Origin of the sequence: Massilia sp. Root133, assembly GCF_001426525.1 — a bacterium.
GTDB classification, from domain to species: Bacteria; Pseudomonadota; Gammaproteobacteria; order Burkholderiales; family Burkholderiaceae_D; genus Telluria; species Telluria orientalis.
In genome coordinates, this window is sequence record NZ_LMEW01000035.1 from 302,824 (window position 1) to 326,968 (window position 24,145).

At 62.1% G+C, this 24,145-nt stretch carries 25 protein-coding genes; 16 read left to right on the forward strand and 9 right to left on the reverse strand.

What is annotated here, in order from left to right:
* The first annotated feature begins 99 nt into the window (after positions 1–99).
* The 3 genes from ASD28_RS28110 (at position 100) to ASD28_RS32200 (ending at position 3,551) form a co-directional block, all read left to right on the forward strand.
* Positions 100–360 (forward strand): MbcA/ParS/Xre antitoxin family protein, encoded by a 261-nt coding sequence (locus ASD28_RS28110; protein WP_056136521.1) that lies wholly within the window; start codon positions 100–102, stop codon positions 358–360.
* A 735-nt stretch (positions 361–1,095) separates the two neighbouring features.
* Positions 1,096–2,181: a hypothetical protein gene (locus ASD28_RS28115; RefSeq protein ID WP_156403732.1), complete on the forward strand. Its 1,086-nt coding sequence runs from the start codon at positions 1,096–1,098 to the stop codon at positions 2,179–2,181.
* 179 nt (positions 2,182–2,360) lie between these two features.
* Positions 2,361–3,551 carry a hypothetical protein gene (locus ASD28_RS32200; protein WP_156403733.1) on the forward strand — a complete coding sequence of 397 codons (1,191 nt, stop codon included), beginning with the start codon at positions 2,361–2,363 and terminating at the stop codon, positions 3,549–3,551.
* Positions 3,552–3,745: 194 nt separating this feature from the next.
* On the opposite strand, the gene ASD28_RS32205 is transcribed toward ASD28_RS32200, so the two are convergent.
* From ASD28_RS32205 to ASD28_RS33235, 4 genes are all read right to left on the reverse strand, one after another.
* Entirely contained in the window at positions 3,746–4,618 is an 873-nt protein-coding gene (locus ASD28_RS32205; protein WP_156403734.1) for a hypothetical protein, read from the reverse strand.
* A 22-nt stretch (positions 4,619–4,640) separates the two neighbouring features.
* A complete protein-coding gene (locus tag ASD28_RS31510; protein WP_082577183.1) occupies positions 4,641–6,056 on the reverse strand; it encodes a cyclic GMP-AMP synthase DncV-like nucleotidyltransferase in 1,416 nt (471 codons plus the stop codon).
* Positions 6,057–6,059: 3 nt separating this feature from the next.
* A complete protein-coding gene (locus ASD28_RS31515; RefSeq protein ID WP_082577184.1) occupies positions 6,060–7,073 on the reverse strand; it encodes a CBASS cGAMP-activated phospholipase in 1,014 nt (337 codons plus the stop codon).
* A 162-nt stretch (positions 7,074–7,235) separates the two neighbouring features.
* Positions 7,236–7,490: a hypothetical protein gene (locus ASD28_RS33235; RefSeq protein WP_056136528.1), complete on the reverse strand. Its 255-nt coding sequence runs from the start codon at positions 7,488–7,490 to the stop codon at positions 7,236–7,238.
* Between ASD28_RS33235 and ASD28_RS28130 the strand changes: the two genes are divergently transcribed.
* The 5 genes from ASD28_RS28130 (at position 7,489) to ASD28_RS28150 (ending at position 12,058) form a co-directional block, all read left to right on the forward strand.
* Positions 7,489–8,976 (forward strand): DNA polymerase Y family protein, encoded by a 1,488-nt coding sequence (locus tag ASD28_RS28130; RefSeq protein WP_056136530.1) that lies wholly within the window; start codon positions 7,489–7,491, stop codon positions 8,974–8,976. The genes ASD28_RS33235 and ASD28_RS28130 overlap by 2 nt on opposite strands.
* 101 nt (positions 8,977–9,077) lie before the next feature.
* The gene (locus ASD28_RS28135; RefSeq protein ID WP_056136532.1) at positions 9,078–9,632 is read left to right on the forward strand and encodes a peroxiredoxin; all 555 of its coding nucleotides are present in this window, start codon (positions 9,078–9,080) and stop codon (positions 9,630–9,632) included.
* 14 nt (positions 9,633–9,646) lie between these two features.
* Positions 9,647–10,873: a protein-disulfide reductase DsbD gene (locus tag ASD28_RS28140; RefSeq protein ID WP_056136903.1), complete on the forward strand. Its 1,227-nt coding sequence runs from the start codon at positions 9,647–9,649 to the stop codon at positions 10,871–10,873.
* Positions 10,870–11,436, forward strand: coding sequence for a sigma-70 family RNA polymerase sigma factor (locus ASD28_RS28145; protein ID WP_229412063.1), 567 nt, complete (start codon positions 10,870–10,872; stop codon positions 11,434–11,436). Before ASD28_RS28140 ends, ASD28_RS28145 begins: the two co-directional genes overlap by 4 nt.
* Complete coding sequence (locus ASD28_RS28150; protein ID WP_056136536.1) at positions 11,429–12,058, forward strand: NrsF family protein; 630 nt, start codon at positions 11,429–11,431, stop codon at positions 12,056–12,058. The genes ASD28_RS28145 and ASD28_RS28150 overlap by 8 nt, the downstream gene beginning before the upstream one ends.
* Positions 12,059–12,060: 2 nt before the next feature.
* On the opposite strand, the gene ASD28_RS28155 is transcribed toward ASD28_RS28150, so the two are convergent.
* Positions 12,061–13,047: a hypothetical protein gene (locus tag ASD28_RS28155; protein WP_056136538.1), complete on the reverse strand. Its 987-nt coding sequence runs from the start codon at positions 13,045–13,047 to the stop codon at positions 12,061–12,063.
* A gap of 177 nt (positions 13,048–13,224) precedes the next feature.
* Between ASD28_RS28155 and ASD28_RS32215 the strand changes: the two genes are divergently transcribed.
* Both ASD28_RS32215 and ASD28_RS28160 read left to right on the forward strand, forming a co-directional pair.
* Positions 13,225–13,563, forward strand: a complete 339-nt coding sequence (locus tag ASD28_RS32215) for a hypothetical protein (RefSeq protein ID WP_156403735.1) — start codon at positions 13,225–13,227, stop codon at positions 13,561–13,563.
* A 248-nt stretch (positions 13,564–13,811) separates the two neighbouring features.
* On the forward strand, positions 13,812–14,444 hold the full coding sequence (locus ASD28_RS28160) for a phasin family protein (RefSeq protein ID WP_056136540.1): 633 nt from the start codon (positions 13,812–13,814) through the stop codon (positions 14,442–14,444).
* A gap of 107 nt (positions 14,445–14,551) precedes the next feature.
* Here the strand turns inward: ASD28_RS28160 and ASD28_RS28165 are convergent, their stop codons facing one another.
* A complete protein-coding gene (locus ASD28_RS28165; protein WP_056136543.1) occupies positions 14,552–15,241 on the reverse strand; it encodes a YceI family protein in 690 nt (229 codons plus the stop codon).
* On the reverse strand, positions 15,238–15,432 hold the full coding sequence (locus ASD28_RS28170; RefSeq protein ID WP_056136544.1) for a YqaE/Pmp3 family membrane protein: 195 nt from the start codon (positions 15,430–15,432) through the stop codon (positions 15,238–15,240). The genes ASD28_RS28165 and ASD28_RS28170 overlap by 4 nt, the downstream gene beginning before the upstream one ends.
* Before the next feature lie 141 nt (positions 15,433–15,573).
* Between ASD28_RS28170 and ASD28_RS28175 the strand changes: the two genes are divergently transcribed.
* Positions 15,574–16,344: a S9 family peptidase gene (locus tag ASD28_RS28175; RefSeq protein WP_056136546.1), complete on the forward strand. Its 771-nt coding sequence runs from the start codon at positions 15,574–15,576 to the stop codon at positions 16,342–16,344.
* A complete protein-coding gene (locus ASD28_RS28180; RefSeq protein WP_056136548.1) occupies positions 16,341–16,976 on the forward strand; it encodes a CatA-like O-acetyltransferase in 636 nt (211 codons plus the stop codon). Before ASD28_RS28175 ends, ASD28_RS28180 begins: the two co-directional genes overlap by 4 nt.
* A gap of 145 nt (positions 16,977–17,121) precedes the next feature.
* Here ASD28_RS28180 and ASD28_RS28185 read toward each other — a convergent pair whose 3' ends face one another.
* Both ASD28_RS28185 and ASD28_RS28190 read right to left on the reverse strand, forming a co-directional pair.
* Positions 17,122–17,892 (reverse strand): hypothetical protein, encoded by a 771-nt coding sequence (locus ASD28_RS28185; protein ID WP_056136549.1) that lies wholly within the window; start codon positions 17,890–17,892, stop codon positions 17,122–17,124.
* A gap of 65 nt (positions 17,893–17,957) precedes the next feature.
* A complete protein-coding gene (locus tag ASD28_RS28190; RefSeq protein ID WP_056136551.1) occupies positions 17,958–19,856 on the reverse strand; it encodes a M61 family metallopeptidase in 1,899 nt (632 codons plus the stop codon).
* A gap of 223 nt (positions 19,857–20,079) precedes the next feature.
* Between ASD28_RS28190 and ASD28_RS28195 the strand changes: the two genes are divergently transcribed.
* The 4 genes from ASD28_RS28195 (at position 20,080) to ASD28_RS28210 (ending at position 24,141) form a co-directional block, all read left to right on the forward strand.
* Positions 20,080–20,556: an Hsp20 family protein gene (locus ASD28_RS28195; protein WP_056136553.1), complete on the forward strand. Its 477-nt coding sequence runs from the start codon at positions 20,080–20,082 to the stop codon at positions 20,554–20,556.
* A gap of 227 nt (positions 20,557–20,783) precedes the next feature.
* Complete coding sequence (locus ASD28_RS28200) at positions 20,784–21,812, forward strand: LacI family DNA-binding transcriptional regulator (RefSeq protein ID WP_056136555.1); 1,029 nt, start codon at positions 20,784–20,786, stop codon at positions 21,810–21,812.
* A gap of 85 nt (positions 21,813–21,897) precedes the next feature.
* The gene (locus tag ASD28_RS28205; protein WP_056136557.1) at positions 21,898–23,427 is read left to right on the forward strand and encodes a Do family serine endopeptidase; all 1,530 of its coding nucleotides are present in this window, start codon (positions 21,898–21,900) and stop codon (positions 23,425–23,427) included.
* A 51-nt stretch (positions 23,428–23,478) separates the two neighbouring features.
* Positions 23,479–24,141, forward strand: a complete 663-nt coding sequence (locus ASD28_RS28210; protein ID WP_056136559.1) for a response regulator — start codon at positions 23,479–23,481, stop codon at positions 24,139–24,141.
* Positions 24,142–24,145 lie beyond the last annotated feature (4 nt).

Sequence of the window (24,145 nt, forward strand, 5' to 3'; positions counted from 1 at the left end):
GCTTCCATAAACAACGGTAGCTGGCGCCTTTGGATGCGGTTGCTATTGCGGGTTGGTCTTCCAGAAAAGTTCGCATATCGAGAGAAAGGAACGACGTACATGAATGAGTCGTCTGAGCGCATGGAAAACGACAGCGCCGGAATTTCCAAGCTGATCAATCAGGTCAAGGTTATGCTCGCCGAATCAGGCGACCCAGTTGCGGCTGCGGGCTTTGACGTCGACAAATGGTTGACCAACTGGTTGAATCAGCCCATGCCCTCGCTAGGTGGACGCCGCCCTATGGAGTACATGGATACGATCGAGGGACAGGGCCAGGTATCAAGGCTTCTCGCGAGGATGCAGAGTGGTGCGTTTACATGAGGGACCTCTAGTGGATCGCCATGGCTGCCGGCGCTGGACCACATCGCTGAGCGCACAAAACAAGCCCAGCGGCCCGGCCCTAGATTTCTGCCGAAAACAATTGACACCACGGCAGTGCTGACGACGCAACTGACGCCCGCAATTGCACATCGCCGGGCTGTGCTCCGGGCCAGATTGGCATGGAACGGTAGAGCTGCGAAGTCGCCTCAGGCTGGCGATCACTCAGCTGGCCATGCCTGGAGGATACAAGCACGTACGCGCCTCGGCCAGCTATACCCGGGCGGCCGAGATATCCAACTCGCGGTCGTGATGCATTACTGTACGGCGCCAGCGTTCGGTCCACGCGTATGTCGAGAGGTTTTGTTAGGTGCTCTTAGAGCACCTAACAAAACCGTTCGACATACCGCCAGCAGATGAGCGAGCAGGCAAGCGAAAGAAACGCCTGATGGATGTCTGCTCGTCGCTCTTCCAACAATTCCAGGTTGACAAGACGAGCCCGACCATACCTGACGATGTTTACGATGCTGCGTCAGCCAAGACACCCAATCCTGAATGAAACGTTCGTCCGAACGTCTACCTATCGAGACGCCTTAAGATGACCATCCGGTTCGGGTCGATAGCGGTCATAGGCGAGACTTGGACCTAACTGGAAGTTCACTTAATGTCCCGGGCAGGAACAGGGGCGCTGCGCGCTGCACATAAAATGACGTGCGGCGGACGAAATTATTGTAACCTGTGAAAACTCAGGTTTCATTTACTCAAGAACGAGATGAAAATATGACTTCAAGCGGAATAATTCCACGTCGACGCCGCCAATGGATTCCGTATGAACTGCATCTAGCGCACGAGTATTGCTACTTTCTTCATGACGAATGTGCCCGCCTGCTTGTCGAGTATGAAGAAGTCGAAGCTCATACGGTCAGCGTGACCTTTGCGGATAAGCATAAGGCAGAGAATTTCGAGAACTTGGCAAAAGAAGGGGCTATCGAGGCAATGCGGGCAACTGGGTATGCAGAAGAGGCTCGAAAGGTTATTCTCAATACGATTAAGATGGCAATGGTGTCCGATTCTTTGCACCATCTCTATGAAGCCCTTCAGTGCATGGAGAAGCGCAAATTTGTTGTCGCTTTCAACTTGTTGCGCAAACCATTGATGGATAGTTTGATTTATCTATCGTGGATGCTGGCAGATGAAAACGCATTTTACCAGGCGTTTTCATCTGGGGATCCGGATCTCTTAACGAACAAGAAAATCGGAAATATCCGCCGCGAGATTCTTGCTGACGCCTTAGCGCAAACGGCCGTGAAAGGAGTTTTAAGCTCGGAAACAATTTATAACCTCCTATTTACGTCAACAGAACCGGACGGGCTCTTTCAACTATTTCAGCACGCGGTGCACTTGATTACAGTAGGTCGGCCGGAGATACAAACCACTCCGGAAAATTTCAATTTCATTTTCAAAAGCCCTTTTGAGGACGATATTTACGATCATGCTTATGCGGCTTTACCAATAATCCTTCTATATCTTTCGCATGTGGTTCTTGAATTATTTGACAGAATGAAATCTATGGAAAAAGGTGCGAAGCAAGGCTTTGCGGTCCGAACCATACTAGGATTTCGCATGCTCGGCCCGGAGAAGGAGATCAAGGAAGTCCAGGGTGCGCTAACGGAAGCGCTGTCACCGAACATCCAGTGCGAGAGATGCTCACACCAATTCGTTGCAACTCGGTATAATGCGGTGCGTGCGCTACTGACGGAATCGTTCAGGTGCAGTAAGTGTAGATGCGTAAATCACTTGCCGCTTTCTTACCTATTCGGCTAAATTTTTCGGTCACGCAGTCCGGTGCTATGCTTGAAAGCCCAAGTCTCTGTTGGCAAAGAATTTCTTGAGTAAAAAACGGTGTTATATCGCAAACCTCCGAGTTATGTTATAGTTTTTCGATTTGTAATGCATTAGATGCATAGCGAAATCCAAAACGTCGTACTCTCGGAGGAAAATAATTGACCCTAGACGAACTTCGAGAAGCTTTGAGCGCGTATCTGGCGCCACTTCTGTCTGCCCGAGTTTTGCCAGGCACTGTAAATTGTCAGCCCTCCAGCCCACGAGTTGCTTCGCTCGAGCCCTCTAGGACAGCCATCAAGGCTGAGGATGAGGGTATAGATAGAATTGTTCTCTATCGCCAACCTGGATTTACGCCCGAAGAGTTGGCACTCACAAAGGATTTTGTTGAAGAGCTTGTCGCTATACACGGTGCCGCCGATGCGAATTACCGAGCCGAGCTATTCACTTTTCTACCTGCGCGAGCAATTTCGCGTCACTTAGGTGGTCTTGCCGCAGTAAGTTCGGTATTGCGTCAGTTTGAAACCTGGTCTGCTCGTACATATGAAGGTGGGGCGATTACGTCCTCCATAGGTATAGATCCGAACGCCAACGGACAAGGAAACAGTCTCGCTGAAATATTTAAGGAAGATTTCTCGGCAGTCATAAGCAATGGATTTGATACTCTCTTAGTTGTGACCCCGGATTGCGAAATATCCGGATCTGGGCAACTTACAGCAAACCAGCTCGGCCTTGATTATGTTCCGTATCGGTTGAACGCAATTGCAGACTGGGCCAATGGGGGCCGAATTGCGCTGGTTTTGAATCGCCTTGGGGAACAGTTGATTTTCAGAAACAAGAGGCTGATTTTTGCTAAGCGGCGTGGTGAATGGCAGTACTATGCTCATGAAATGTATCTGCGACAAATGCAGCCTCCTCAAAATAGATTATTTAGAGAGGCAATCTATCAAAGCTGTCTCGATATATCGTTTGCTCGGAGTGGTGGTTGCATCATTGTGATCCGGTCCGGATCGCTCGGCGATGTCGGGAGAATTGTTTCAGAGTCTGACTTGCTTTTCGGACCAAATCCGTCCATCAAATCAAAAACTATTCGCGCAATGGTGGGCGGAAGATTTCAGGATTTAGATCGGCGGTTGCGTCAGGAACTGTTGGCTCTAGATGGCGCAATGGTACTAGATCACCTCGGCAATATAGTTGCAGCTGGTGCAATCATAAGTGTATCGGCGGGTAGTGAAGGTGGAGGTCGGACCGCTGCCGCTAAAAGGGGCAGTGGCCTAGGGCTCGGCATAAAAATATCAGAGGACGGTGCGATTTCCGTCTACAAGGAAGAGCACAAAGTTTTCGTAGCATGACTGACGGTAACAACCACTCGCTACAGGGCGACGTCCCGGCGAGCCGCAACCTGAGCTCAACAGCTCATTTCGTTCGCGGGCAAACCTCCATCGTCCGCGATGGGTCGGCTGCTGTCGTACAATCAACGGCCGAGACTCAGGTGCAGCACTTGTCCAATCCGGCACGCTGACGGCTAACTACTGATCTTTGTAGCTCATGTCGCCGAGTCGGGCCATCCGTCCGGCCCTGGTATGCTTAATCCGAAGGCGTGCCCTGTCGTGAAGCCACCCACGTGACCTAGGTCTTCAAACAGACTTAGACCGACATGATGAGGCAAGATGTTATCCATGTGCGATATCGTCAGCAAATGGTTCTTGTACTCGAGTGCCGCCCATATCTGCATATGTCCACCAATTGTTGATACACCCTCGCTTCTCAAGATGTCAGCCATAACAAGAATAGGAGATCTTCCCCAATTGAGGCTGTCACGTGGAAATCGCGCACGCTTTTCGTTGATCCTGGCTTGCACCTCGTTTTTCCGGTCCCCAAGAATGACATAATCATCACCGCTCAAATTATGCTCTTCCATTGTGATAGAGGCGGGATGCTCCGGGGTGTTAAACAATTTAATAACCCTGAATTTTCCGCTCCTACGACAGAATCCAAAAAGCACGAATTCGCACTTCGCGGCTCCAGGTGAGAGTTGCCCAACACTGCGAAGATAAATTTCGCCGATACGTTTGGCAAGCTCTGCAATTTCAAAGAGCGTTGGCGTTCGCTCTTCAATCGTAGGTAAAGGCCCCCCATAATACGATATCGGGCTTAGATTCCCAAGGTAATTTGAAAGAATCTCCTTTACGTTCAGCCCGATGAGCGTGCTGCCAGAAAAGCCGAACATTGGCCATAGAATTTTTACTGGGCGCTCATGGAAGACGTCACCGTCCATGTAATACTGAAGCGGTATAGAAAAAAGTTTCGGGACATTGTCCGAAAGCACTCCGTAGGCATTAGTAACGCGGGAGTCGGCAACAGCCCACAACCCTTTAAGAAAGATGTCATCGTTTAACCAGCATACTATCGACGTCACGCAAGTCTTCCTTTCGAAGTCATTAGCGTCTTCTCCGCAAGCGGCTAACGATCTTTGTATAAGCGGGTTTTGGCGGATTGCGTTCGGCTCTTTGTATGTTCCGGATATGCACAGGAACGCGGCGGACTGCGTAAACCTGGCCATTCAGCCGAACAACGCAGTCCATATAATGTCGGCCCAAATATTGGGTGTGTTCTCGTACTGTTAGCAAGCGTACTCCCATTTGTCGATGCCCCAGGTCGCCAATAAAATCGGACTCTTCCCCTGCATTTCTTACCGTCCATTCAATGGTTGCGTATTCCGGAATTATGTGGGCGTTGACAATTCTGAAAACCAGCCAACAATCTCGCCCAACACTTGGAACTTCATTTCGATAAGAGGTATGCGGCTGTTTGCTGTTTCCAATGAAAACCGTTACCTCGATCTCTGGGACCTGCATTACCGCACGTCCGGACGTGTTCTCTTGGATCTCAACCTCATCGGCTTCCGGGAGCGGCATCAGAAAGGAGAATACTTCAGACCAGACAAGTGCAGCTCCAGCTTCATCTTCAGCGTCAAGCGCCCGCTCTGCCGCTTCCCTTAACGCTTGCAGACAAGTCAGAAAACCATCCCATGCATCAGCTGAAATCCGGTTCAGATCTTCATCTGCAGCCACCGGATTGCGTACTTCGCGGTGGGCGAAAAGTCTGTTATGGACCCGGACAATTATGTCGACCAGCGCATCCTCATCGTCTTTCAGTCCTAATAGGCGGTCAAGCCACCCTGCCTGGTAGGCTTCTGTTATAACTACCGTCAAAAATATGGACGATGGACGAGAGCCCGAGATGTCTATAAAGGCAACCGCAGCCCAACCCTTCAAGTACCGGATCAAGCGTCGGAGTTGATCACGCTCATCGCCCGATGCTGCTTCTTTGAACCACTTATAAATTGGCTTCGGGTCACTTTGCTCCCAACCGTTGTTTAGGCAAGCGAGCCGGCGAGTGTCTGTCGACCGCTCCAAGTGGTATACTGGAGTGTCAATATGAAACTGTTGCTTGAAAACCGCTCTGGAACAGCGCTCCTTTGCGGGGTCTTCGACGCGGTCGACCATCTCACACTCTTTGCCATATGCGAGTAATTCACGTTGGACCCAAGACCGCAATTGTTCGGGGGAAGGGTACGCGGCTCCTTTTTCCTTTTCCCATTCAAAATAGATGCCGACATCGACATCGTACTCTTCACCGAGGTGGACAGGGCGAATCAACGTGCCGTATTTATATGAGCCTTGAAGCCAAGTAGATATCGGATATCCCGATTCCTGTTGCAACTTCGGACATACGCTGTCGCGCATGTCGTTCCACTGTCGCTGAAGAAATTCACGCTGCTCTGTACTTGGGGTGACTCGATTGATGAGGGAGTCCGGCGCGGCACCACTAAATAGTCGAGCTGCTTTTCCCATTCATTAATCCCTTTTTATTTTGAGATGCGGTATGTGTTCCAAAAATGGCCGCAGTTTTGTATTGAGAATATCGGTAGTTGCTTTATCTGCCAGACTCGTTAACGTCACTCGGGCTCCCTCGGTCGCCACATCTAATCCGAGCTCTTCTGCTTGTTCGTGAGATGGTTCGCGATCCAGCCTGAGATAACGATCACTCAGCCGATGCTGCATGATTTGGCCGACAAATTGCTGTTGCGCAGAGATCATTACCGAGAAGAGCCGTGTCTCATCCATCCAATCGGCTATACCGAAGTCACGTCCAGCCGAATGTGCAACCGAGTATGATCTAGTTGTCGTACCAATGCTTAGAATGCGAACCATACCTGGATCAACGCCGAAGTAATGCTCGGCCTCATGGAGAACGATCTGGTCGGGAGCATTAGCGAAGAGACCGCCATCCGCGTAGCGATTGCCGTCGAGTTCGGCCAGTTCGAAAAACGTTGGCGCAGCTGCAGTAGCTAACGCCACGTCCGTTACACGAAACTTACTGTCTCGTTCCCACGCACGCTTGTGCCTTGTTTTGAAGACCTGGGGGCTTCCTTGCGTTAAATTTACCGCAGGTATAGCGACGGGATGCAAGGCGTCCCCGAGGAGGGTGTTCTTGGGTATTAGCTCTTCGATAGCATCACGGAGAGGTTGGGCTGAATATCGGGGTTTTCCCAAGTGACGTAACAAGTCCCACTTTCCAGCCCATCCGTCGCGAGGTGCGCGTGCGTGCTCTGGAAAAATACGCAGCCCATGGGCTCCGAAAACATCGACCACTTGTTTCATCGGTACCTCGAACGCAGCAGCCAAGGCGACAATGCCGCCGATGGAAGTACCGCAGAGCAAATCGAACTTACGTCCGGATGGCTGTCCAGTTTTTGCCTCAATTGCCGCAAGCGCTTGAGCAGCAAAGATGCCGCGAAATCCACCACCGGTTAACGCCAGCCCTTGGAAATACTGTTTGTCTGGCCACGCCTCTTCAAGTTCTTGCACGCATCACCTTCGCCCTATCAAGTAATCCGGTTGTTTGAACAAGGGAAGAACATAGTTCATCGTATTTCCAATGCTTATGCAGGAATGTTCAGTCCGGTGGGAGTGACAATTTTATTCCATTAGTGATGGTTTTATTCAGTTGGTGACTGTTTTTTTCATTATTCACAGCTGCTGTTCTGGCAGAACAATATCCGCGCCGACAACCTGCGCCGCCTGCACCTGGCCGCGCAGGCGGGGGAAACCCTGTTCTTCATGATGCGTCCGCTGGCGGCCGGGCAGGACGCCTCGCCGGCGCCGCTGCGCCTGTCCCTGCGGCCGCAGGCGGGCGGCATCGAGATCGGTTTCGTCAAACGCCGCGGGCCGCAGCGTGACGCGACGCTGTTCCTTCCCTTGAACTCTTACCTGCCCAATCGCCATGCGCCTGTGGATCGCACTGCACCTGCCCCGGTTGCCGCTGGAGGTGTTCACACCGAGCTGGTCCACTGACACGGGCACTGACGTTGGCACCGTGGTACTCGAGCAGGAGCGCGTACTGGTGGCCTCGCCATACGCGCAGGACGCCGGCGTGCGCACCGGCATGCGCCGCGGCGGCGTGCTGATGCTGCTGCCGGACGCGCGCATCCACGAGCGGGCGCCGGCGCTGGAGGCGGACGCGCGCCAGGCGGTGGCGCTGGCCCTGCTGCAATACACGCCGCAGGTCGCGGAAGGGGAGGAATCGACCTTGCTGATGGACGTGGGCGCGAGCCTGCGCCTGTTCGGCGGCATCCGCGCGCTGTGCCGGCGCGTGCGCGCCAACGTGCGCGCGCTGGGCTTCACGGCCTCGCTCGCGTGCGCGCCCACCGCGCGCGGCGCGTGGCTGCTGGCGCGCGCGAATGCAGGCCGCGCCGTGCGCATGGAAGCGCTGCTGCGCCGGCTCGACCGGCTGGCCGTCCTGCTGATGCCGCCGGCCCGGCCGTACGCCGCGTGGTTCGACGGCATCGGCTGCCACACGCTGGGCGACCTGCGCCGCCTGCCGCGCCCCGGCCTGCAGCGGCGCTGCGGCCGCGAACTGCTCGACCTGCTCGACGCCGCCTACGGTCTCGTGCCGGAACTGTACGAGTGGATCGCGCCGCCGGAAACTTTCCGCGCGCGCCTGGAACTGTACGACCGCATCGACGACGCCGACCTGCTGCTGGCGGGCGCGCAATGCCTGCTGCTGCAGCTGACGGGGTGGCTGTGTGCGCGCCAGCTGGCGGTGGAGCGCATTACCCTGCAGCTGGAGCATGAACGGGGCCGCGTCGCGCGCCCGCCGACCAGCGTCGAGGTCGTGCTGGCCGAGCCGACGTGGCGCGACGAGCACCTCGTGCGCCTGCTGAAGGAACGCCTGGGCCGGCTGACGCTGGAGGCGCCCGTGATCGGCCTTGCGCTGGAAGCGTTGCAGGTGCGGCCGATGGCGCCGCCGAACGCGTCGCTGTTCCCCGAGCCGGGCGGCAGCGAGGAAGACCGCATGCGCATGCTGGAATTGCTGGCCGCGCGCCTGGGCCCGGAAAACGTCCTGCAACCGCTGCCGCTGGCCGACTACCGCCCGGAACAGGCCAACGTCTGGGTGCCGGTGCAGCAGAAGGTCAGCGCCAGGGCCCGCAACGCGCAACTGCCGCCCGACGTCCTGAGCCTGCCGCGTCCCACGTGGCTGCTGGCGCGGCCGATCGCGCTGCTGATGCGCGATCACCGGCCGTTCTATGGCTCACCGCTGCGGATGGCGTCGAATCCGGAGCGTATCGAGGCCGGCTGGTGGGATGGACCGGAGACGCGCGACTATTTCATCGCCGAGGGACTCGATCACACGTTGTACTGGGTGTATCGGGAGCGGATCGGCATGGGCGAGGATGGGCCGAAGTGGTTCTTGCACGGGTTGTTCGGGTGAGAAAAATTTTTTATGGTGAACCGCAACTTTCAGGCTGCCGTCGGCGAACTGGGGGGTAGGGCGATCAGAGGATCGCCAACCAACTTTTCAAGGAGTTCACAATGGCACGATTCGGCACCTATCTGGCACAAGCGGCAACCATCCTGGCATTTTCGGCATCCCATGCGCTCGCCGCCTTGCCGGAAGGCGCGAAAGCCCCCGATTTCCGATTACAGGCCGCGCTTGCCGGCAAGCCGATGACGTTCTCGCTGGCGCAAGCATTGCGCCAGGGGCCTGTCGTGCTGTATTTCTTCCCCGCCGCATTCACGCAGGGCTGCACGCTGGAAGCGCATGCGTTCGCCGAAGCGACGGATGATTTCAGGAAGCTGAATGCGACGGTGATCGGCGTTACCGCGGGCAATGCCGACCGCGTCGCCGAGTTTTCGAAACTCGAATGCCGCGACAAGTTCGCGGTGGCGGCCGATCCCGGCGCCAAGGTGGCCGGGGAATACCAGACCCAGTTCAAGACCAAGGGCGGCACCCTGCTGTCCGAGCGCACCTCTTTCGTCATCGCACCCGACGGCAAGATCCTGCTCAGCTACACGGATGCCAACCCCGAACAGCACATCAGGAAAACCATGGATGCCGTCAAGGCCTGGCATGACGCGGCCAAATGAACATGAGCATGAGCATGCCCGCAACCCTGGCCGCCGCCTTCCTGGGCGGGCTGATTCTCAACCTCATGCCCTGCGTCTTTCCGGTCATCTCGCTGAAAGCGTTCGGCCTCGTCCGTCATGTCCACGACCGGCGCGCGGCGCGGGTGGAGGGACTCGCGTTCCTGGCCGGCGTCGTGGTCACCATGCTCCTGCTGTGCGCCACGCTGTTGGCGGCACGGGCCGGTGGCGCCGCCGTCGGGTGGGGCTTCCAGTTGCAGTCGCCGGTATTGATTGCCACGCTGGCGCTCGTCATGCTCGCCCTGGCGCTCAACATGATGGGCGTGTTCGAGATCGGACTGGCCGCGCAGCGTCTCGGTAACCTCTCCGGCTCCCGCCCGGGGCCGCTCGGGGCCGCGTTGACCGGTGCGCTGGCGATCGTCGTGGCGACGCCGTGCACCGCGCCGTTCATGGCGGGCGCCGTCGGCGCCGCGCTGCTGCGTCCGCCGGCCGAGGGCGTGGCGATTTTTCTTGCGCTGGCGCTGGGCTTTGCCGCGCCTTTCACCGTCGTGGCGCTCGTACCGGCCTGCGCGCGGCTCTTGCCGAAGCCCGGCGCGTGGATGGCGACGCTCAAGCACGTGCTGGCGTTCCCGATGCTGGGCGCGGCGGCATGGCTGGCGTGGGTCCTCGACCGGCAGGGAGGCTCCGCCGCACTGGGCGCGCTGCTCGCAGCGGCCGTGGTACTGGGATTGGCCGCCTGGGTGTACGGCCTGGCACAACGGCGCCAGATTGCCGGAGTGCGTTACCGGCCGCTGCTGGGCTTTGCCGTGCTTCTTGTCGCGGGCGTGGGCGTGTCCCTGGCCGGCCTGCCGGCGACGAGCGCTGGCGGCGGCACGCTGGCACGCGCGGAGACGCCGGTCGCGTGGACACCGCACGCCGTCGCCGCGCAGCGCGGACACGGCAAGCCGATCTTCGTCAATTTCACCGCTTCCTGGTGCATCACATGCCAGGTCAACGATCGCGCGGCGTTATCCACCACGGTCGTGCAAGAGGCATTGGCCCGGACGGATACGATCTACATGGTCGCCGACTCCACCACATATAATCCGGAGATCGACCAGGCCATCAACCAGTTCGGCCGGGGAGGACTGCCCGTGTACGTCGTGTATCCGGCCGATGGGGGCGCACCGGTGCTGCTGCCGCAACTGCTCAGTCCGGATATCGTGGTGTCCGCCTTGAAAAAGGCTTCGGCAAACAAGTCTTGAACAACGCAACCGAGAACGATGCTTCGAGGGCGGCATGGCCGCAGCTCATGCTCCGCGCCCAGGACGGCGACCAGGCGGCGTACTGTCGCCTGTTGAAGGCGATCGTACCCGCCATCCGCGCGCTCGTGCGACGAAAAATTTACCAGGACGATGCGTTGGTCGAAGACGTGGTGCAGGACGTCCTGCTGACCGTCCACCGGGTCCGGCACACCTATGATCCCGATCGGCCCTTCTTGCCGTGGCTGTCCGCCATCGTCGCCGCGCGCGCCATCGACGCGCTGCGTGCGCGCGGCCGCAGGGAACATTGGGAGGTGAGCGACGACGAGGCCGTGCTCGGGCATCCGGACGAATCCAGCCCGGATGGGCAGGCGCAGCGGCAAGTGGATCATTTGCTGAGCCGTCTCCCCGCGCGTCAACGGCGGGTGGTCGAACTCGTCCATTTATCCGACATGAGCCTCGCCGACGCCGCGGCGGCCAGCAGCACGACGCTGGCGGCAGTGAAGTCCCTGCTGCACCGCGCTTTCGCCACACTTCGCCGCAACAAGGAAACCGACCATGAATAATCACGATGCCCTGATCGAACGGCTGTGCCGCGACGCGCATCCCGTGAAGCGGACCGCACCGCCCTGGCGCCGGGCGGCAGGATGGATGCTCGTGGCGCTGCCCTGCGGCTTTCTCGCCTCCCGGATCCTGCCGCAGGCACGCCCGGACTGGTCCAGCCCGGGCGCGTTGTGGGCAGGGTTATGGGTCGTGGCGTCGTTCTGCCTCGGGATGCTTGCCATCGGAACAGCCTTTGCCCTCAGCATTGCCGGGCAACGCATCAGGCATTGGCGCGGCCTTGCCGCACTGACCGCTGCCTGGTTACTGATCGGCCTGACCGGTGTGACGAATTCGATGGACAAGATCGGACATGCGGGAGACGGGATCTATTGTTACGCCTTCCTCATGGTCGTCGGCCTGCCGATGGTCGCGATCATGGTTGCCGCGATCCGGCGCACCCGTTCGCTGCATCCGGCCCGTAGCCTGGCCGTTGCGGGCCTGGGCATCGCGGCGACGTCGCAAATGTTGCTGGGGCTGTGTCACCCGGTGGCAGGGCAATTGTTCGACCTGGCGATGCACCTGGCCGCCACCCTCACCCTCGTCGCGTTCACATCGCTCGCGGGGCGGCGCTGGGTCAGGATCTGATCTCATTTGCAGGGCCGCCTGCTCCCGTCCACGATGGCATCCATTTGCGCCTGCGTCAGTACCTGGGGCATCGGCTCGGCGACAGGATTGCCGTCCGCATCGAAGCGCAGCGGTGGGCGCGGCGGCTCGTTGGGGCAGGCCGGGATGGCGCGCGGCAGCGATGCGGCCAGCGCGAACAACCGGTCGCGCAAGGGAACGCGCACGACGTTGGCATCGACCCACAACTGGTATCCGCGCCGCCCTTCGAACCAGGACAGCACCGAGACCGCCTTGCCTGACGAGGTTTCCAGGATGACGAGCCTGGCCGGCAGGCCATTGATGCGTTCCGGCTCGTCTTTCGGATCGCGCCAGCTGCGGCTGCCGTCGGCGGACATGTCGTGTTCGAACAGGGTGACCTGGTGCCCGTCCGGCATGCGGAAGCCGCGGTACAGGCGCGAGGGGATGTCGTTGACAAATTCGGCCCGGCCGCCCAGGCTCTCGAACTGCGCGAACGGCGTGTGCGCCAGGTCGACCGGCGGGAACGCCAGCTTGCGGGTGGCCCTCGCGAGCGACTGGAACCCGATGTCGTAACGATCGAGATCGATCGCGCACACGTGCTCGACACCATCCTTCTGCGTGCCGGCCGCGTGCCGGGACCGGTCGACGCTGCACTGGTAGTCCCGTACGCCGGTGCGGACGACCGAGCCGCAGGCGATGACCACGGCGACGCCGGCCACGGCCACCAATCCGCGCCTGACGGGCGAGGGCGCGGGCGCGGGTTTCCACAACCGCCGCCCGCCCCAGCGGCACAGCCAGGCCAGCCCGAGGACCGGCAGCGCCATCGTGGCGGTCACGCGCAGGACGTCCAGCAGCGGCGCGTGCAGCCAGGCGACGCAGAACAGGACATATATGCCGCCCGCCAGCAGGACCAGGGCGTTGACGACGTGTCCGGCCGACCAGAACAGCAGACCGGCGACGCTTTTCGTACCCTCGACAATGGCGAACCTCACGGCAACCTCCCTCAATGGAACACGCAGCATAGCAACTCAACGCTCCCGAAAGCTCACGCATTCCCACCCGGACAGGGCAATGCGTAACGTGCCGGGTGAAGCGCCATCCTGGTGTATCTTCAGGGTGGCATCTTGCCGTCCCGGCCACCGGCGTCGCGCCTTTCCAGTGAGGACATCATGGACGCATCACCTGTTCTGCCACCCTCTGCAACCGCTTTAGGTATTTCGTTCGACGGCCGCGCCTATCACTATCGGGAATACAGCTACGAGCGCATCGCGGACGCGCTCGCGTATGCACGACAGGACCGGGACAGGCCCGGTTTTCGCGAAGACACGACGCCGCGCCAGTGGAAGCAATGGGCCGGTCCGACGCCGGAAGAACGGCTGCACATGGCGGCGCACGGCATCGTGTACGAACACGGACGCTATTGTTATGGCCCGTATCGCTACGACCTGTTGTCCGCCGCGCTCGCGTATGCGCAGCATGCGCCCGGGCTCGCCAGACCGGGCGGCTGACGCGTTTTGCGCGGCGCCTTGGCGATTTCAAACTTCTCTTTCCGGCGCCCATTACACGAAAATACATTTACGGATTTCCGGCGTGCGCGCCAAAAAGAGCGCATAGTAAGCCACTTGCACGCGATCTTCAGCGATCGTCATCCTTCGAGGCAGCCATGCTGCTCCGCCCGTCGAACGCCACGCGCCTCGCGCATCCCTCCGGCGTCCCATCGCATTCCCGTTACTTACTTTTTAAATAAAGGTACTCCATGTATCCATTCCCGCAATCCGTCAATCCCGCCCTCCGCTCGCACATCGACGCCCAAGTCGCTTTCTTCAACGAACTGTCCCAGGTCATGTCGCGTGCCTTCCAGCAGGCCGGCCAACTGAATATGCAGTTGAACCAGACACTGTTCGAGGAAGTCGCCAATGCCGGCCAGCGCCTGTTGACGATCGATCGCCCGGCCGACGCGATGTCGGTCGCGGCAGCGCATGCCCAGCCCGCTACCGACAAGCTGCGCGCTTACCACCACCACCTTTCGCAGCTGGCCGCGTCGACCCAGGTCGACCTGACGCGCGTCGCCGAGCAGCACGTGCAGGAAACGTCACGTACCGCCCGCGTGCTGGCCGACGACGTCACCCGCGCCGCTGCCGAAGAAACGGACAAGAGCCTGCGCCAGCAGGACGAAACCATCAAGAGCTTCCGCGATCCGTTCGAAGGCAACGGCACACGCGGCAACAAGGCCGGCGCACAATACCAGGGCAACCTGCAAAGCGGCGGTGACGAAGCCAGTGCCCGCGTCGAGGCCGAAGGTCCGGCCGGCAAAGTCAGCGCCCAGGGCAATTTGCAAGGCAACCAGGCCCGCCAACCCGTGAACAAGACCCCCGGCCAGACACGTTGATACGCTTCCCGGGCCTGTGCGGCGGCGACCATCGGTCCCGCCGCTGCGGTACCGGCATCGATGCATGGTTGTCCTTTTCGCCGTCTTCCCTTGGAACACGGCGTTTTTTATTTCACAGGCGGGGTCCAGCGCCGGGCGACGATGTTGAAGCTTACCGCGATCTCGTCCTGCACCGCCAGCAGCCCGGCGCCCACGGCGAATGGCGTGATGCCGAAATCGGTCTGCTTCAGGCGCGCCGCGCCGCTTGCGGTCACCTGGGCCGCGTCGACCTGCACCGCGGCCGGCAGTTCCAGCCGGCGCGTCGTGCCGTGCAGCGTGACGTCCACGCGCAGGCGGCCGTCCGCCGGCAGTTCGGCATGCAGCGTCACCACCGGATAGCGCTCGGCGTCGAGCACCGGACCGAGCATGTTCTTGCGCGTGCCTTCGACCGCTTCCGGCGACGGCGACATGCCGATGCCGGCGTCGCGCAGCAGTTGCGGTTCGTCGATCGTGAGCTGGTCGAGGCGGAACGAGACGTCGGCACGGCCCATGCCGGGCGCGGCATAGCCGGTCAAGGTGTGGCTGGCCACGACGTGGTCATGCCCGAGCCGCGCCATCAGGCCGCCGCGGCGTACCGTCACGGCCACCAGCGAAGCGCCCGGGTCGATTGCGTAGACGGCAGTGCCGGACGCCGCAGCCGTGCGGTACGCATCCAGGCCTGTTGCCAAGGCGGGCACCAACGGTGCCTGCGGCGCCAGGGGCTGCCCGCAGGCGGTCAGCAGCACCAGCAACGGCAGGAGGCGCCCCGGTACGTTCATGCCCGCTGTCGCAGCGCCCGCTCGATCTTCTGGTCGGTCTTGAACTGGCTGAGCGCATACACGGCCCAGATGGTGGCCGGCAGCCAGCCGATCAGCGTGATTTGCAGGATCAGGCAGATGATGCCGGCGATAGGGCGGCCGATGGTGAAAAAGGTCAGCCAGGGCAGGACCAGGGCGATGATGAGGCGCATGTGGGTTCTCCTTCAGGTAAGCCTCCAGCATAACGCCTTCGCGGACCCGAAAGCTCACGCATTTCCACCCGCGGAACGCGATTTCAAGCAAAGATTGCCGGCTTGTTCCACAATGCGCACTGCAACGAACACGGAACCATCATGCTCACCGAACGTATCGACTTTCCCGGCCCCCACGGCAAGCTCTCCGCCAAGCTGGACGCCCCCACCGGCACGCCGCGCGCCTACGGCATCTTTGCCCACTGCTTCACCTGCAGCAAGGACGTGCTGGCCGCCACCTTCATCTCGCGCGGCCTCGCGAGCCTGGGCGTGGCCGTGCTGCGCTTCGACTTCGCCGGCCTCGGGGCCAGCCACGGCGATTTTGCCGACACCAATTTTTCGTCCAACGTCGAAGACCTCGTCGCGGCCGCCGACACCATGCGCGCGAAATTCGCGGCGCCGCAGCTCCTGATCGGCCACAGCCTGGGCGGCGCGGCCGTGCTGGCGGCGGCCCAGCGCGTGCCGGAAGCGAAGGCCATCGTGACGATCGCGGCGCCCAGCGATCCGCATTACGTCGTGAACACGCTGCTGGGCGAGCACCTCGACACGATCGCGCAACTGGGCGAGGCACGGGTAAAACTGGCCGGGCGCGATTTCAACATCCGCCAGCACTTCGTCGAAGACGCCGGCCGACACCGGCTGCATGAGAAGATCGCGACCCTCGGCCGCGCGCTGCTCGTGATGCACGCGCCGCAGGACGACACCGTCAGCATGGACAACGCCACCCGCATCTTCGAGCTGGCGCAGCATCCGAAGAGTTTCATCTCGCTCGACGGCATGGACCACCTGATCACGCGGCGCGAGGATGCCGCGTACGTGGCCGGCGTCATCTCGGCGTGGAGCGCGCGCTATCTCGACGGGAGCGGCGCATGATCGGGTTCGAACGGCGGCGCGACCGCTTCGATTTTTTCGACCGCATGGAAAGCCCGGCGGTCAACCTGTGCTTCACGCTCGACGTGCCCGATTTCCGGCCGTGGTGCAAAGCGCAGGGCCTGGCGCCGTTCCACGTGATGCTGTGCGCCGTGCTGCGCGCGGTGCTGAAGGTGGAGAACTTCCGCTACCGCATCGTGGACGGTGAGGTCATCCGCATCGACCGCCTGGTGCCGTCGTTCACCGTGATGAACCAGCACGGCGACCTGAATTTCGCGCAGTTCGACTGGTCCGACGACGTGCGCGAATTCGTCGCGCGCGGCATGGCGGCGCGGGAAGAGGCGTCGACCATGACGGAGCTGAACGTCAAATACCGCACGATGTCGCCGCGCGACGCGAAGGACCAGGTGTTCGTCACCTGCATGCCGTGGCTCGATTTCACCTCGATCCAGCATCCGATGGCGTCCATCGCCGCGCCGGACATCCCGTCGTTCGCGTGGGGCCGTTTCCGCGACGGGCCGGACGGCCTGCAGCTGCCGTTTTCCGTGCAGGCGCATCACGGGTTCGTCGACGGCTGGCACATCCACCTGATCGGACGCCAGGTGGCGGCCGAGCTGGCGGAGATCATCCGCTGAACGCGATGCCGTCGTTCCCGCGCAGGCGGGAACCCATTCTGAGGCCTCAAAGTCGACCTATCAAGCACACCGGTATGTCGCCAAGATACCGAATTCGGTTGTTCAGCATGGATTCCCGCTTGCGCGGGAACGACGGTGTAACACCTCAGTCCCCGCCGCACCCGCCCCCGCAGCTGCTGCCGCAACCGCTGCCACCGTCGCCCCCGCCGTCGCCTCCGCCACCATCGGCGCAGGGGTCGCCACCGTCTGCGAAGGCCATGCCGCCGCAGGAACCCCCGTCGGCGGTGGCTTCACGCCCGCCCAGGTGGGCGGCCAGCAGGTGCCGGTCGACGACGCCCGCCGCAACCAGCACCGTCAGCGCCAGTTCCGGATGCGGCCGTGCGCGCCACATGCCGCGCCCACGTTCGTTCAGGCGCGCGTGGACGATCTCGCCGGCGCGGCTCCAGTAACCGTGCCCGCCCGGCATGCGGAGTTGCGCGTCCAGGCCGAACAGCGCGGGCAGGCGCATGCTGCGCGGTTGGATGCCGTCGCGTTCACGGCAGGCCGCGAACGTGTGCAGCAGGGCGTTCCCGGCGAGCGCCGCCCGTTCGACGTGCGGCACGACCACGCCGAAGTGACGCAGGCAGAAGCGTTCCAGCGAGGCGGGATTCCAGCGCAGCCACGCGTGCCACACGGAGTCCGCCGCCTCCGACGGTAGCGCGCAGGGCCGGCCGCTGTGCCGGACCGCGTCGAAGAAGCGCAGCAGGCCTTCCGCCGCGCGGGTATAAAAAAAGGCATCCGTCCGGATGCCTTCGTATTCGCGTGGGGCGCTCGCGCGCCATTGACTCTCCAGTCCCGCCGGCAGGTCCGCAAGTGCGGCCTGCCAGGGCGAGGTGCGCCGCAGCCGTGCGGCGCGCAGTTCTCGGATCCATTTCATGTTGCCCCCCTGTTTGTTGTTGTCGGCAGGTCCAGCTTACGGGGCAAATATGACAGTTTGATGACCTACTTCAGGGCCGAGAAGATCGTCGTCAAACGGTCCTTCGTGCCCTCGATACGTTCCAGGCGCGGATAGCGCAGGCCGCCGCGGTAGTCGAGCGAGATCGTGCGCAGCACGTTGCCCTTCCTGACGAGCAGACGAATGGGTTTGCCGTCCTTCGCATCCTTGACCGCGGCCTTCAACAGTTCCGGCTTGTAGACGCGGTCGCCCACGGCCATGACGGTCGTGTTGGCGGCCAGGCCCGCGCGGAAAGCCGGGCCGTCCCACACGACGTTGCGCACGGCGCCGTCCTGCGTGACCGTGAAGCCGAGCGAGTACGTCAGGTCCAGCACCTTGTTGCGGTCGTCCACACCCTTGAGGTAGTCCGTCGGCGTGTCCGTGTAGACCAGCTTCCAGCCGGCGCGGGCGAGGCCGTCCAGCGGGGCGCCCGGGCCGTGGCCGTCCAGCTTCGCGCGCAGGAAAGGCGCCCAGTCGTACGGCTGGACTTGATTGAGCGTCGCGACGACGTCGTCGAACGTGTAGAAAGCGGGCAGGTGGCTGCCGTTGTTCACGCTGTAGAAGGCGCGCGCGAAATCGTCCAGCGAGCGCTTGTCGCCCGACAGTTCGCGGATGCGCGTGTCGACGTCCAGCCAGATCAGCATGCCCTCGACGTAGTAATCCTCGCTGCGCTGCCAGTTCGGCCAGCCCAGGCCGCGGCGCGCGTTGAGGATCGGGTCGTAGACCGTGTCCTGCACGGCGCGCCACGCGCGGCCCGCGACGCTGTCGTAGCGCGCGGCGCTCGCGGCCAGCGCGTCGCGCGCGCCGGCGGCCGAGACGAGGCCGGAACGCGCGGCCAGCACATTGCCCCAGTACTGCGTCTGCCCCTCGTACACCCACAGCAGCTCGTTGTCCATCGGGGTGTTGAAGTTGGGGACGTTCTGGCCGGCCGGGCGGCGGAACTTGCCGTTCCACGAGTGCGTGAATTCATGCGGGAGCAGGTCTCGTCCGGTCTCGCTCTTGGCCCAGTCGGTGAAATAGCCCGGCTTGACGCCGTTCTCGCTGGACTGGTGGTGCTCGCGGCCGATGCCGCCGAATTCGTCGGACAGTGCGAACAGGAAATCGTAGTGGTCGTAGTGATACGAACCATACAGTTTATACGCTTGTTGCACGAGCGCGCGGTGCGCCGCGATCTGCTCGGGCTTCGCTTCCAGGCTTTCCGGGCTGTCGGCGAACACGTTCAGGCGGACGGGCACCTTGCCGCCCGGGTCGAGGTCGAAGCGCTTGCTGTAGCGGCCCGCGAACAGCGGCGAATCCATCAGCGTCTCCAGGTCGCTCGACTTGAAATGCACGTCGTCGCCGGCGCGGTTGTCCGTCTCCAGCGCGGTGGCGTACTGCCAGCCCGCGGGCAGCTTCAGGTTCGCCTGCACGTTGATGCCGCGCGCGACGTAGCCGGCCGGGTACAGGGTCGTCGAGATCCACTGCACGCCGAGGATATCGTCCGTCATCGTGATGCGGCCCTGGCCCGGCTCCAGCGGCGACAGGTACTGGTATTCGGCCTCCAGGCTCGTCGCGCCCTCGGGGACGGTCAGGTGGAACGCGTATACCTGCACCGGGTCGCGCTTCCATTCGACCGGCTTGCCGTTCGCCGTGAACTTCAGGCCCGCCAGCTGCGTGATCGGGCCGTTCGGGCCGTGGTTCGCGGGCAGCCATTGCGGATACAGCAGGGTGAGCGGGCCGGGCTTCACGGGAATCGTCATGTGCATGCGGAAGACCTGCTGCGACAGATCGGTCGCGTCGACGTTCAACACGATGGTGCCGGGGTAGGGCTGGTCGAGGGGGGCAGGCACGTCGGCATGTGCCGGGAAGGCCAGCGCCAGCGCGAGCGCGGCAGCTGAAACGGACGAAGCAAACTTGGAAGCGGTCATTGATTGAAACCCTGGCGGAGAGACATAAACGGCCGAGTGTAGCACTGCGCAATCGGCCGAGATTCCACCGGGCAGCGATCAAAACAAAATTTTAAAACAGGCCTTAAAAAATATATTTTGTACGCCTTGAAAAGGTGGAAGGTGGCCATTAGATTGGTTCCAACGGATGCTCACGATGAGGTCCGTCAACTTATCGCTTGTACTTTTTAGAGGATATCGAATCATGCGTACTTTTGACCTGTCCCCCCTGTATCGTTCCGCAATCGGCTTCGACCGCCTGGTGAATCTGCTCGAGCAACGCGCCGAAAGCGCGCCGAGCTACCCGCCGTACAACATCGAACTGGTGTCGGAAGACAAATACCGCATCGTGATGGCGCTCGCCGGTTTCACCCGCAGCGAAATCGAGATCACCTCCGAACGCGACACCCTGCTCGTGACCGGCCGCAAGCAGAAGGATGACGTGCAGCGCACCTTCCTGCACCGCGGTATCGCCCAGCGCGATTTCGAACAGCGCTTCCAGTTGGCCAACCACGTGAAGGTCGTCAGCGCCGGCTTCGACAACGGCATCCTGACCATCGAACTGGTGCGCGAAGTGCCCGAAGCATTCAAGCCGCGCAAGATCGCGATCGCCGATGCCAACGGCAACACCGACAACGTGCAAGTGCTGGAACAACCGGGCCAGCAACAGCACGCCGCGTAATCGCGTCGTCACCCTCGAATAAAAGGCGCTTCGGCGCCTTTTTTCTTGGCTGTGTTCGCGGCAATTCGGTAACCCGCTCGTCCAGCCGGGCTGGCCCACGCCGGCCGCTTCGTGCCGCCGGGCGCGCGCCGCATCGCGACGACCGGGGAGAGTAGACCGCAAACGTGGATAAATGCCCCGGCTTGCAGTATGCTTGGGCCCAAAAACCAGACCAACCGGGGAGACAAGTGTCAACCATCAAGGACGTGGCCCGCATGGCCGGAGTCGGCCTGGGCACCGCATCGCGCGTCGTGCGCGGCAAGGGATCGGTGTCGCAGGCCAAGATGGAACGCGTGCAGAAGGCCATCGCCGCACTCGGCTACCGGCCGTCGCACGCGGCGCGTTCACTCCTCTACGGCACGTCGCGCATGATCGGCGTGTACATCCCTTTGTTGTCCGGCACCTTCTACACGTCGATCCTGCAGATCATCGACACGGAACTGCGCGGCGCCGGCATGCACATGATGGTGGCGTTCGGCGTCAGCCGCGAGGACGAGCGGCGCCAGGCCATCGACGGCGTCAACTTCCTCATCGAGCGCGGGTGCGACGGCGTCGTCCTCTTCACGTCGCCGCTCACCGAGGAAGACCTCGCCGCGCTGGGGCCCAAGCGCACGCGCGTGGTGGCCCTGAACGACAGCTTCGACGGCATGCCCGGCCAGTGCTTCACGGTCGACCACAAGCTCGGCGGCCGGCTGGCGGCGCGGGCGCTGCTCGATCATGCGCACCGCGACATCGCCGTCATCGCCGGACCGGGCACCGCCGCCGACAACGTCGACCGCATCGCCGGCTTCATGGGCGAACTGGCCGGGGCGGGCATCGCCACGGACGACATCTGGATCTCGCAACGCGACTTTTCCTCGGCCGAGGGACGGGCCGCCGCGATGGAACTGGTGGCGTCCGGGCGGCCGTTCACCGCGCTGTTCTGCGCCAACGACGAGATGGCGCTCGGCGCGCTGTCGTACTTCCACGAAGCGGGCATCCGCGTGCCGCAGGACGTGTCCGTGATCGGCTACGACGACGCGCCCGCCGCCGCGTATTCGGCGCCGCGCCTGACGTCCGTGCACATCCCCTGGCGCGAGATGACCAGGAACGGCATCGCCGAGCTGCTCAACCTGTGCTACGGCTTCAACCGCCCCGTCACGCGCACCTTCCCCGTCAGCGTGAGCCTGCGCGCTTCGCTCGCGAAAACGGCGAAACGCAGGCGCTCTCCAGCTTAAGGGACGTCTAAGACTGCTGCGCCAATATACTCCCTACGAAAAGAGCAGTTTTCAGAACCACTTTTTCCAATCTGGGAGCACGTCGATGTCTAACCACGGTAACGTTACTGCCATCACCGCAAAACGTCTCACGCTGGCCCTGTGCGCGGCCGGTGTCATTGGCGGCGCGGTCGGCGCGATCGCAGTCGAACACAATAACGCCTTGGCGGCCGCCGCAGCGGCCGCCACTGGCACACCCAACCCCGCCGCCACCCCGGCTCCCGTGGCGGCCACGCCGGCACCCGTGGCCGGCAATCCTGCCAGCGTAGCCCTGCCGGACTTTACCAAGATCGTCTCGCACAACGGCCCGGCCGTCGTGAACATCCGCGTCGTCGGTACGACCAAGGTGTCGCAGCGCCAGATGCCGCAGTTCGACGAGGACGATCCGTTCTTCGAATTCTTCCGCCGCTTCCAGCCGCAGCAACCGCGCGGCGGCAACGGGCGCGGGGAACTCGTTTACGGCGCCGGATCGGGCTTCATCGTCAGCCCGGACGGCGTCATCCTGACGAATGCGCATGTGGTGCGCGATGCCGACGAAGTCACGGTCAAGATGCAGGACCGCCGCGAATACCGCGCGAAAGTCCTCGGCTCCGACCCGCGCACCGACGTCGCCGTGCTGAAGATCGATGCGAAAAACCTGCCCGTCGTCCCGCTCGGGAACACGCGCAATCTGCAGGTCGGCGAATGGGTGCTGGCGATCGGTTCGCCGTTCGGCCTGGAGTCGACCGTGACGGCCGGCGTCGTGAGCGCGAAAGGCCGCACCATCGACAACAACGGCGTGCAGTTCATCCAGACGGACGTTGCGGTCAACCCGGGCAACTCGGGCGGCCCGCTGTTCAACACGCGCGGCGAGGTCGTCGGCATCAACTCGCAGATCTTCAGCCAGACGGGCGGCTACCAGGGCCTGTCGTTCGCGATCCCGATCGACGTCGCCGTGCGCATCAAGGACCAGATCGTCGCGACCGGCAAGGTGCAGCACGCGAAGCTGGGCGTCAGCCTGCAGGACGTCGGCCAGAGCTTCGCCGATGCGTTCAAGCTGCAGTCGCCGGACGGCGCGCTCGTGGCGAACGTGGAGCGCGGCAGCGCGGCCGAGAAGGCCGGCCTCAAGGCGGGCGACGTGATCCGCAAGGTCAACGGCCAGGCCCTGATCTCGGGCGGCGACCTGTCGGCCATCGTGGCGATCGCCAAGCCGGGCGACAGGCTGGCGATGGACGTTTGGCGCGAAGGCAAGGAGATGCAGGTGACCGCGACGCTGGCCAGCGCCAAGGCGGATCCGGCCAGCCGCGACAACCTCGCCGGCATCGACGGCGGCGCCAAGCTGGGCCTGGCCCTGCGTCCGCTGGATCCCGCCGAGCGCAGCCAGGTCGGCGTCGCGGCGGGTCTCGTGGTCGAGGATGCGGGCGGCGCGGCAGCCGTGGCCGGCGTGCAGCCGGGTGACGTCGTGCTGGCCGTGAACGGCAAGCCGGTGGCGTCGGTGGCCCAGGTGCGCGACGTCGTCAAGAAGTCCGCCAAGTCGGTGGCCTTGCTGGTTCAGCGCGGGGATGAGAAGATCTTCATCCCGGTGCCGATCAGCTGATGGATCGTAACGTCTGATATCGGCACTGGTTTCAAAGAATCGGGGGATTGGATGCGGCTGCTGCTGGTGGAAGACGATACGATGATCGGCGAAGTAGTGCTCGACCTGCTGAGGGCCGAGCACTACGCCGTCGACTGGGTCAAGGATGGCGAGATGGCCGACACGGCCCTCATGCAGAACCAGAACTACGACCTCGTCGTGCTCGACCTGGGCCTGCCCCGCAAGGACGGGCTCGAGGTCTTGCGTGCGATGCGCGCCCGCAAGGACCGCACGCCGGTGCTGGTCGCCACGGCGCGCGACGCCGTCTCCCAGCGTATCGCCGGGCTCGATGCCGGCGCGGACGACTACGTCCTCAAACCCTACGATCTCGACGAACTGCTGGCGCGCATCCGCGCGCTGCTGCGGCGTGCCGCCGGGCGTGCCGAGCCCATTTTCGAGTACAAGAACATCGCCGTGAATCCCGCCACGCGCGAAGTGCTGGTCGACGGCCAGCCGGTCGTGCTGTCGGCGCGCGAATGGGCCGTGCTGGAAGCGCTCGTCGCGCGTCCCGGCGCCGTGCTGTCGCGCGCCCAGCTCGAGGAAAAGCTGTACAGCTGGCGCGACGAAGTGTCCAGCAATGCGGTCGAGGTCTATATCCACGGCCTGCGCAAGAAGCTGGGCAGCGACTTGATCCAGAACGTGCGCGGCGTGGGCTACATGGTCCCGAAGGTGTGAAGGC

Excerpts from the sequence above, each read along its gene's own strand:
- ASD28_RS28205 (WP_056136557.1), top strand. The coding sequence starts at position 21,898 with ATGTCTAACCACGGTAACGTTACTGCCATCACCGCAAAACGTCTCACG.
- ASD28_RS28185 (WP_056136549.1), bottom strand. The coding sequence starts at position 17,892 with ATGAAATGGATCCGAGAACTGCGCGCCGCACGGCTGCGGCGCACCTCG.
- ASD28_RS28180 (WP_056136548.1), top strand. The coding sequence starts at position 16,341 with ATGATCGGGTTCGAACGGCGGCGCGACCGCTTCGATTTTTTCGACCGC.
- ASD28_RS28140 (WP_056136903.1), top strand. The coding sequence starts at position 9,647 with ATGCCCGCAACCCTGGCCGCCGCCTTCCTGGGCGGGCTGATTCTCAAC.
- ASD28_RS33235 (WP_056136528.1), bottom strand. The coding sequence starts at position 7,490 with ATGGCGATTGGGCAGGTAAGAGTTCAAGGGAAGGAACAGCGTCGCGTC.
- ASD28_RS28170 (WP_056136544.1), bottom strand. The coding sequence starts at position 15,432 with ATGCGCCTCATCATCGCCCTGGTCCTGCCCTGGCTGACCTTTTTCACC.
- ASD28_RS28135 (WP_056136532.1), top strand. The coding sequence starts at position 9,078 with ATGGCACGATTCGGCACCTATCTGGCACAAGCGGCAACCATCCTGGCA.
- ASD28_RS28175 (WP_056136546.1), top strand. The coding sequence starts at position 15,574 with ATGCTCACCGAACGTATCGACTTTCCCGGCCCCCACGGCAAGCTCTCC.
- ASD28_RS28195 (WP_056136553.1), top strand. The coding sequence starts at position 20,080 with ATGCGTACTTTTGACCTGTCCCCCCTGTATCGTTCCGCAATCGGCTTC.
- ASD28_RS28190 (WP_056136551.1), bottom strand. The coding sequence starts at position 19,856 with ATGACCGCTTCCAAGTTTGCTTCGTCCGTTTCAGCTGCCGCGCTCGCG.
- ASD28_RS28165 (WP_056136543.1), bottom strand. The coding sequence starts at position 15,241 with ATGAACGTACCGGGGCGCCTCCTGCCGTTGCTGGTGCTGCTGACCGCC.
- ASD28_RS32215 (WP_156403735.1), top strand. The coding sequence starts at position 13,225 with ATGGACGCATCACCTGTTCTGCCACCCTCTGCAACCGCTTTAGGTATT.
- ASD28_RS31510 (WP_082577183.1), bottom strand. The coding sequence starts at position 6,056 with ATGGGAAAAGCAGCTCGACTATTTAGTGGTGCCGCGCCGGACTCCCTC.
- ASD28_RS28130 (WP_056136530.1), top strand. The coding sequence starts at position 7,489 with ATGCGCCTGTGGATCGCACTGCACCTGCCCCGGTTGCCGCTGGAGGTG.
- ASD28_RS28160 (WP_056136540.1), top strand. The coding sequence starts at position 13,812 with ATGTATCCATTCCCGCAATCCGTCAATCCCGCCCTCCGCTCGCACATC.
- ASD28_RS28110 (WP_056136521.1), top strand. The coding sequence starts at position 100 with ATGAATGAGTCGTCTGAGCGCATGGAAAACGACAGCGCCGGAATTTCC.
- ASD28_RS28210 (WP_056136559.1), top strand. The coding sequence starts at position 23,479 with ATGCGGCTGCTGCTGGTGGAAGACGATACGATGATCGGCGAAGTAGTG.
- ASD28_RS28150 (WP_056136536.1), top strand. The coding sequence starts at position 11,429 with ATGAATAATCACGATGCCCTGATCGAACGGCTGTGCCGCGACGCGCAT.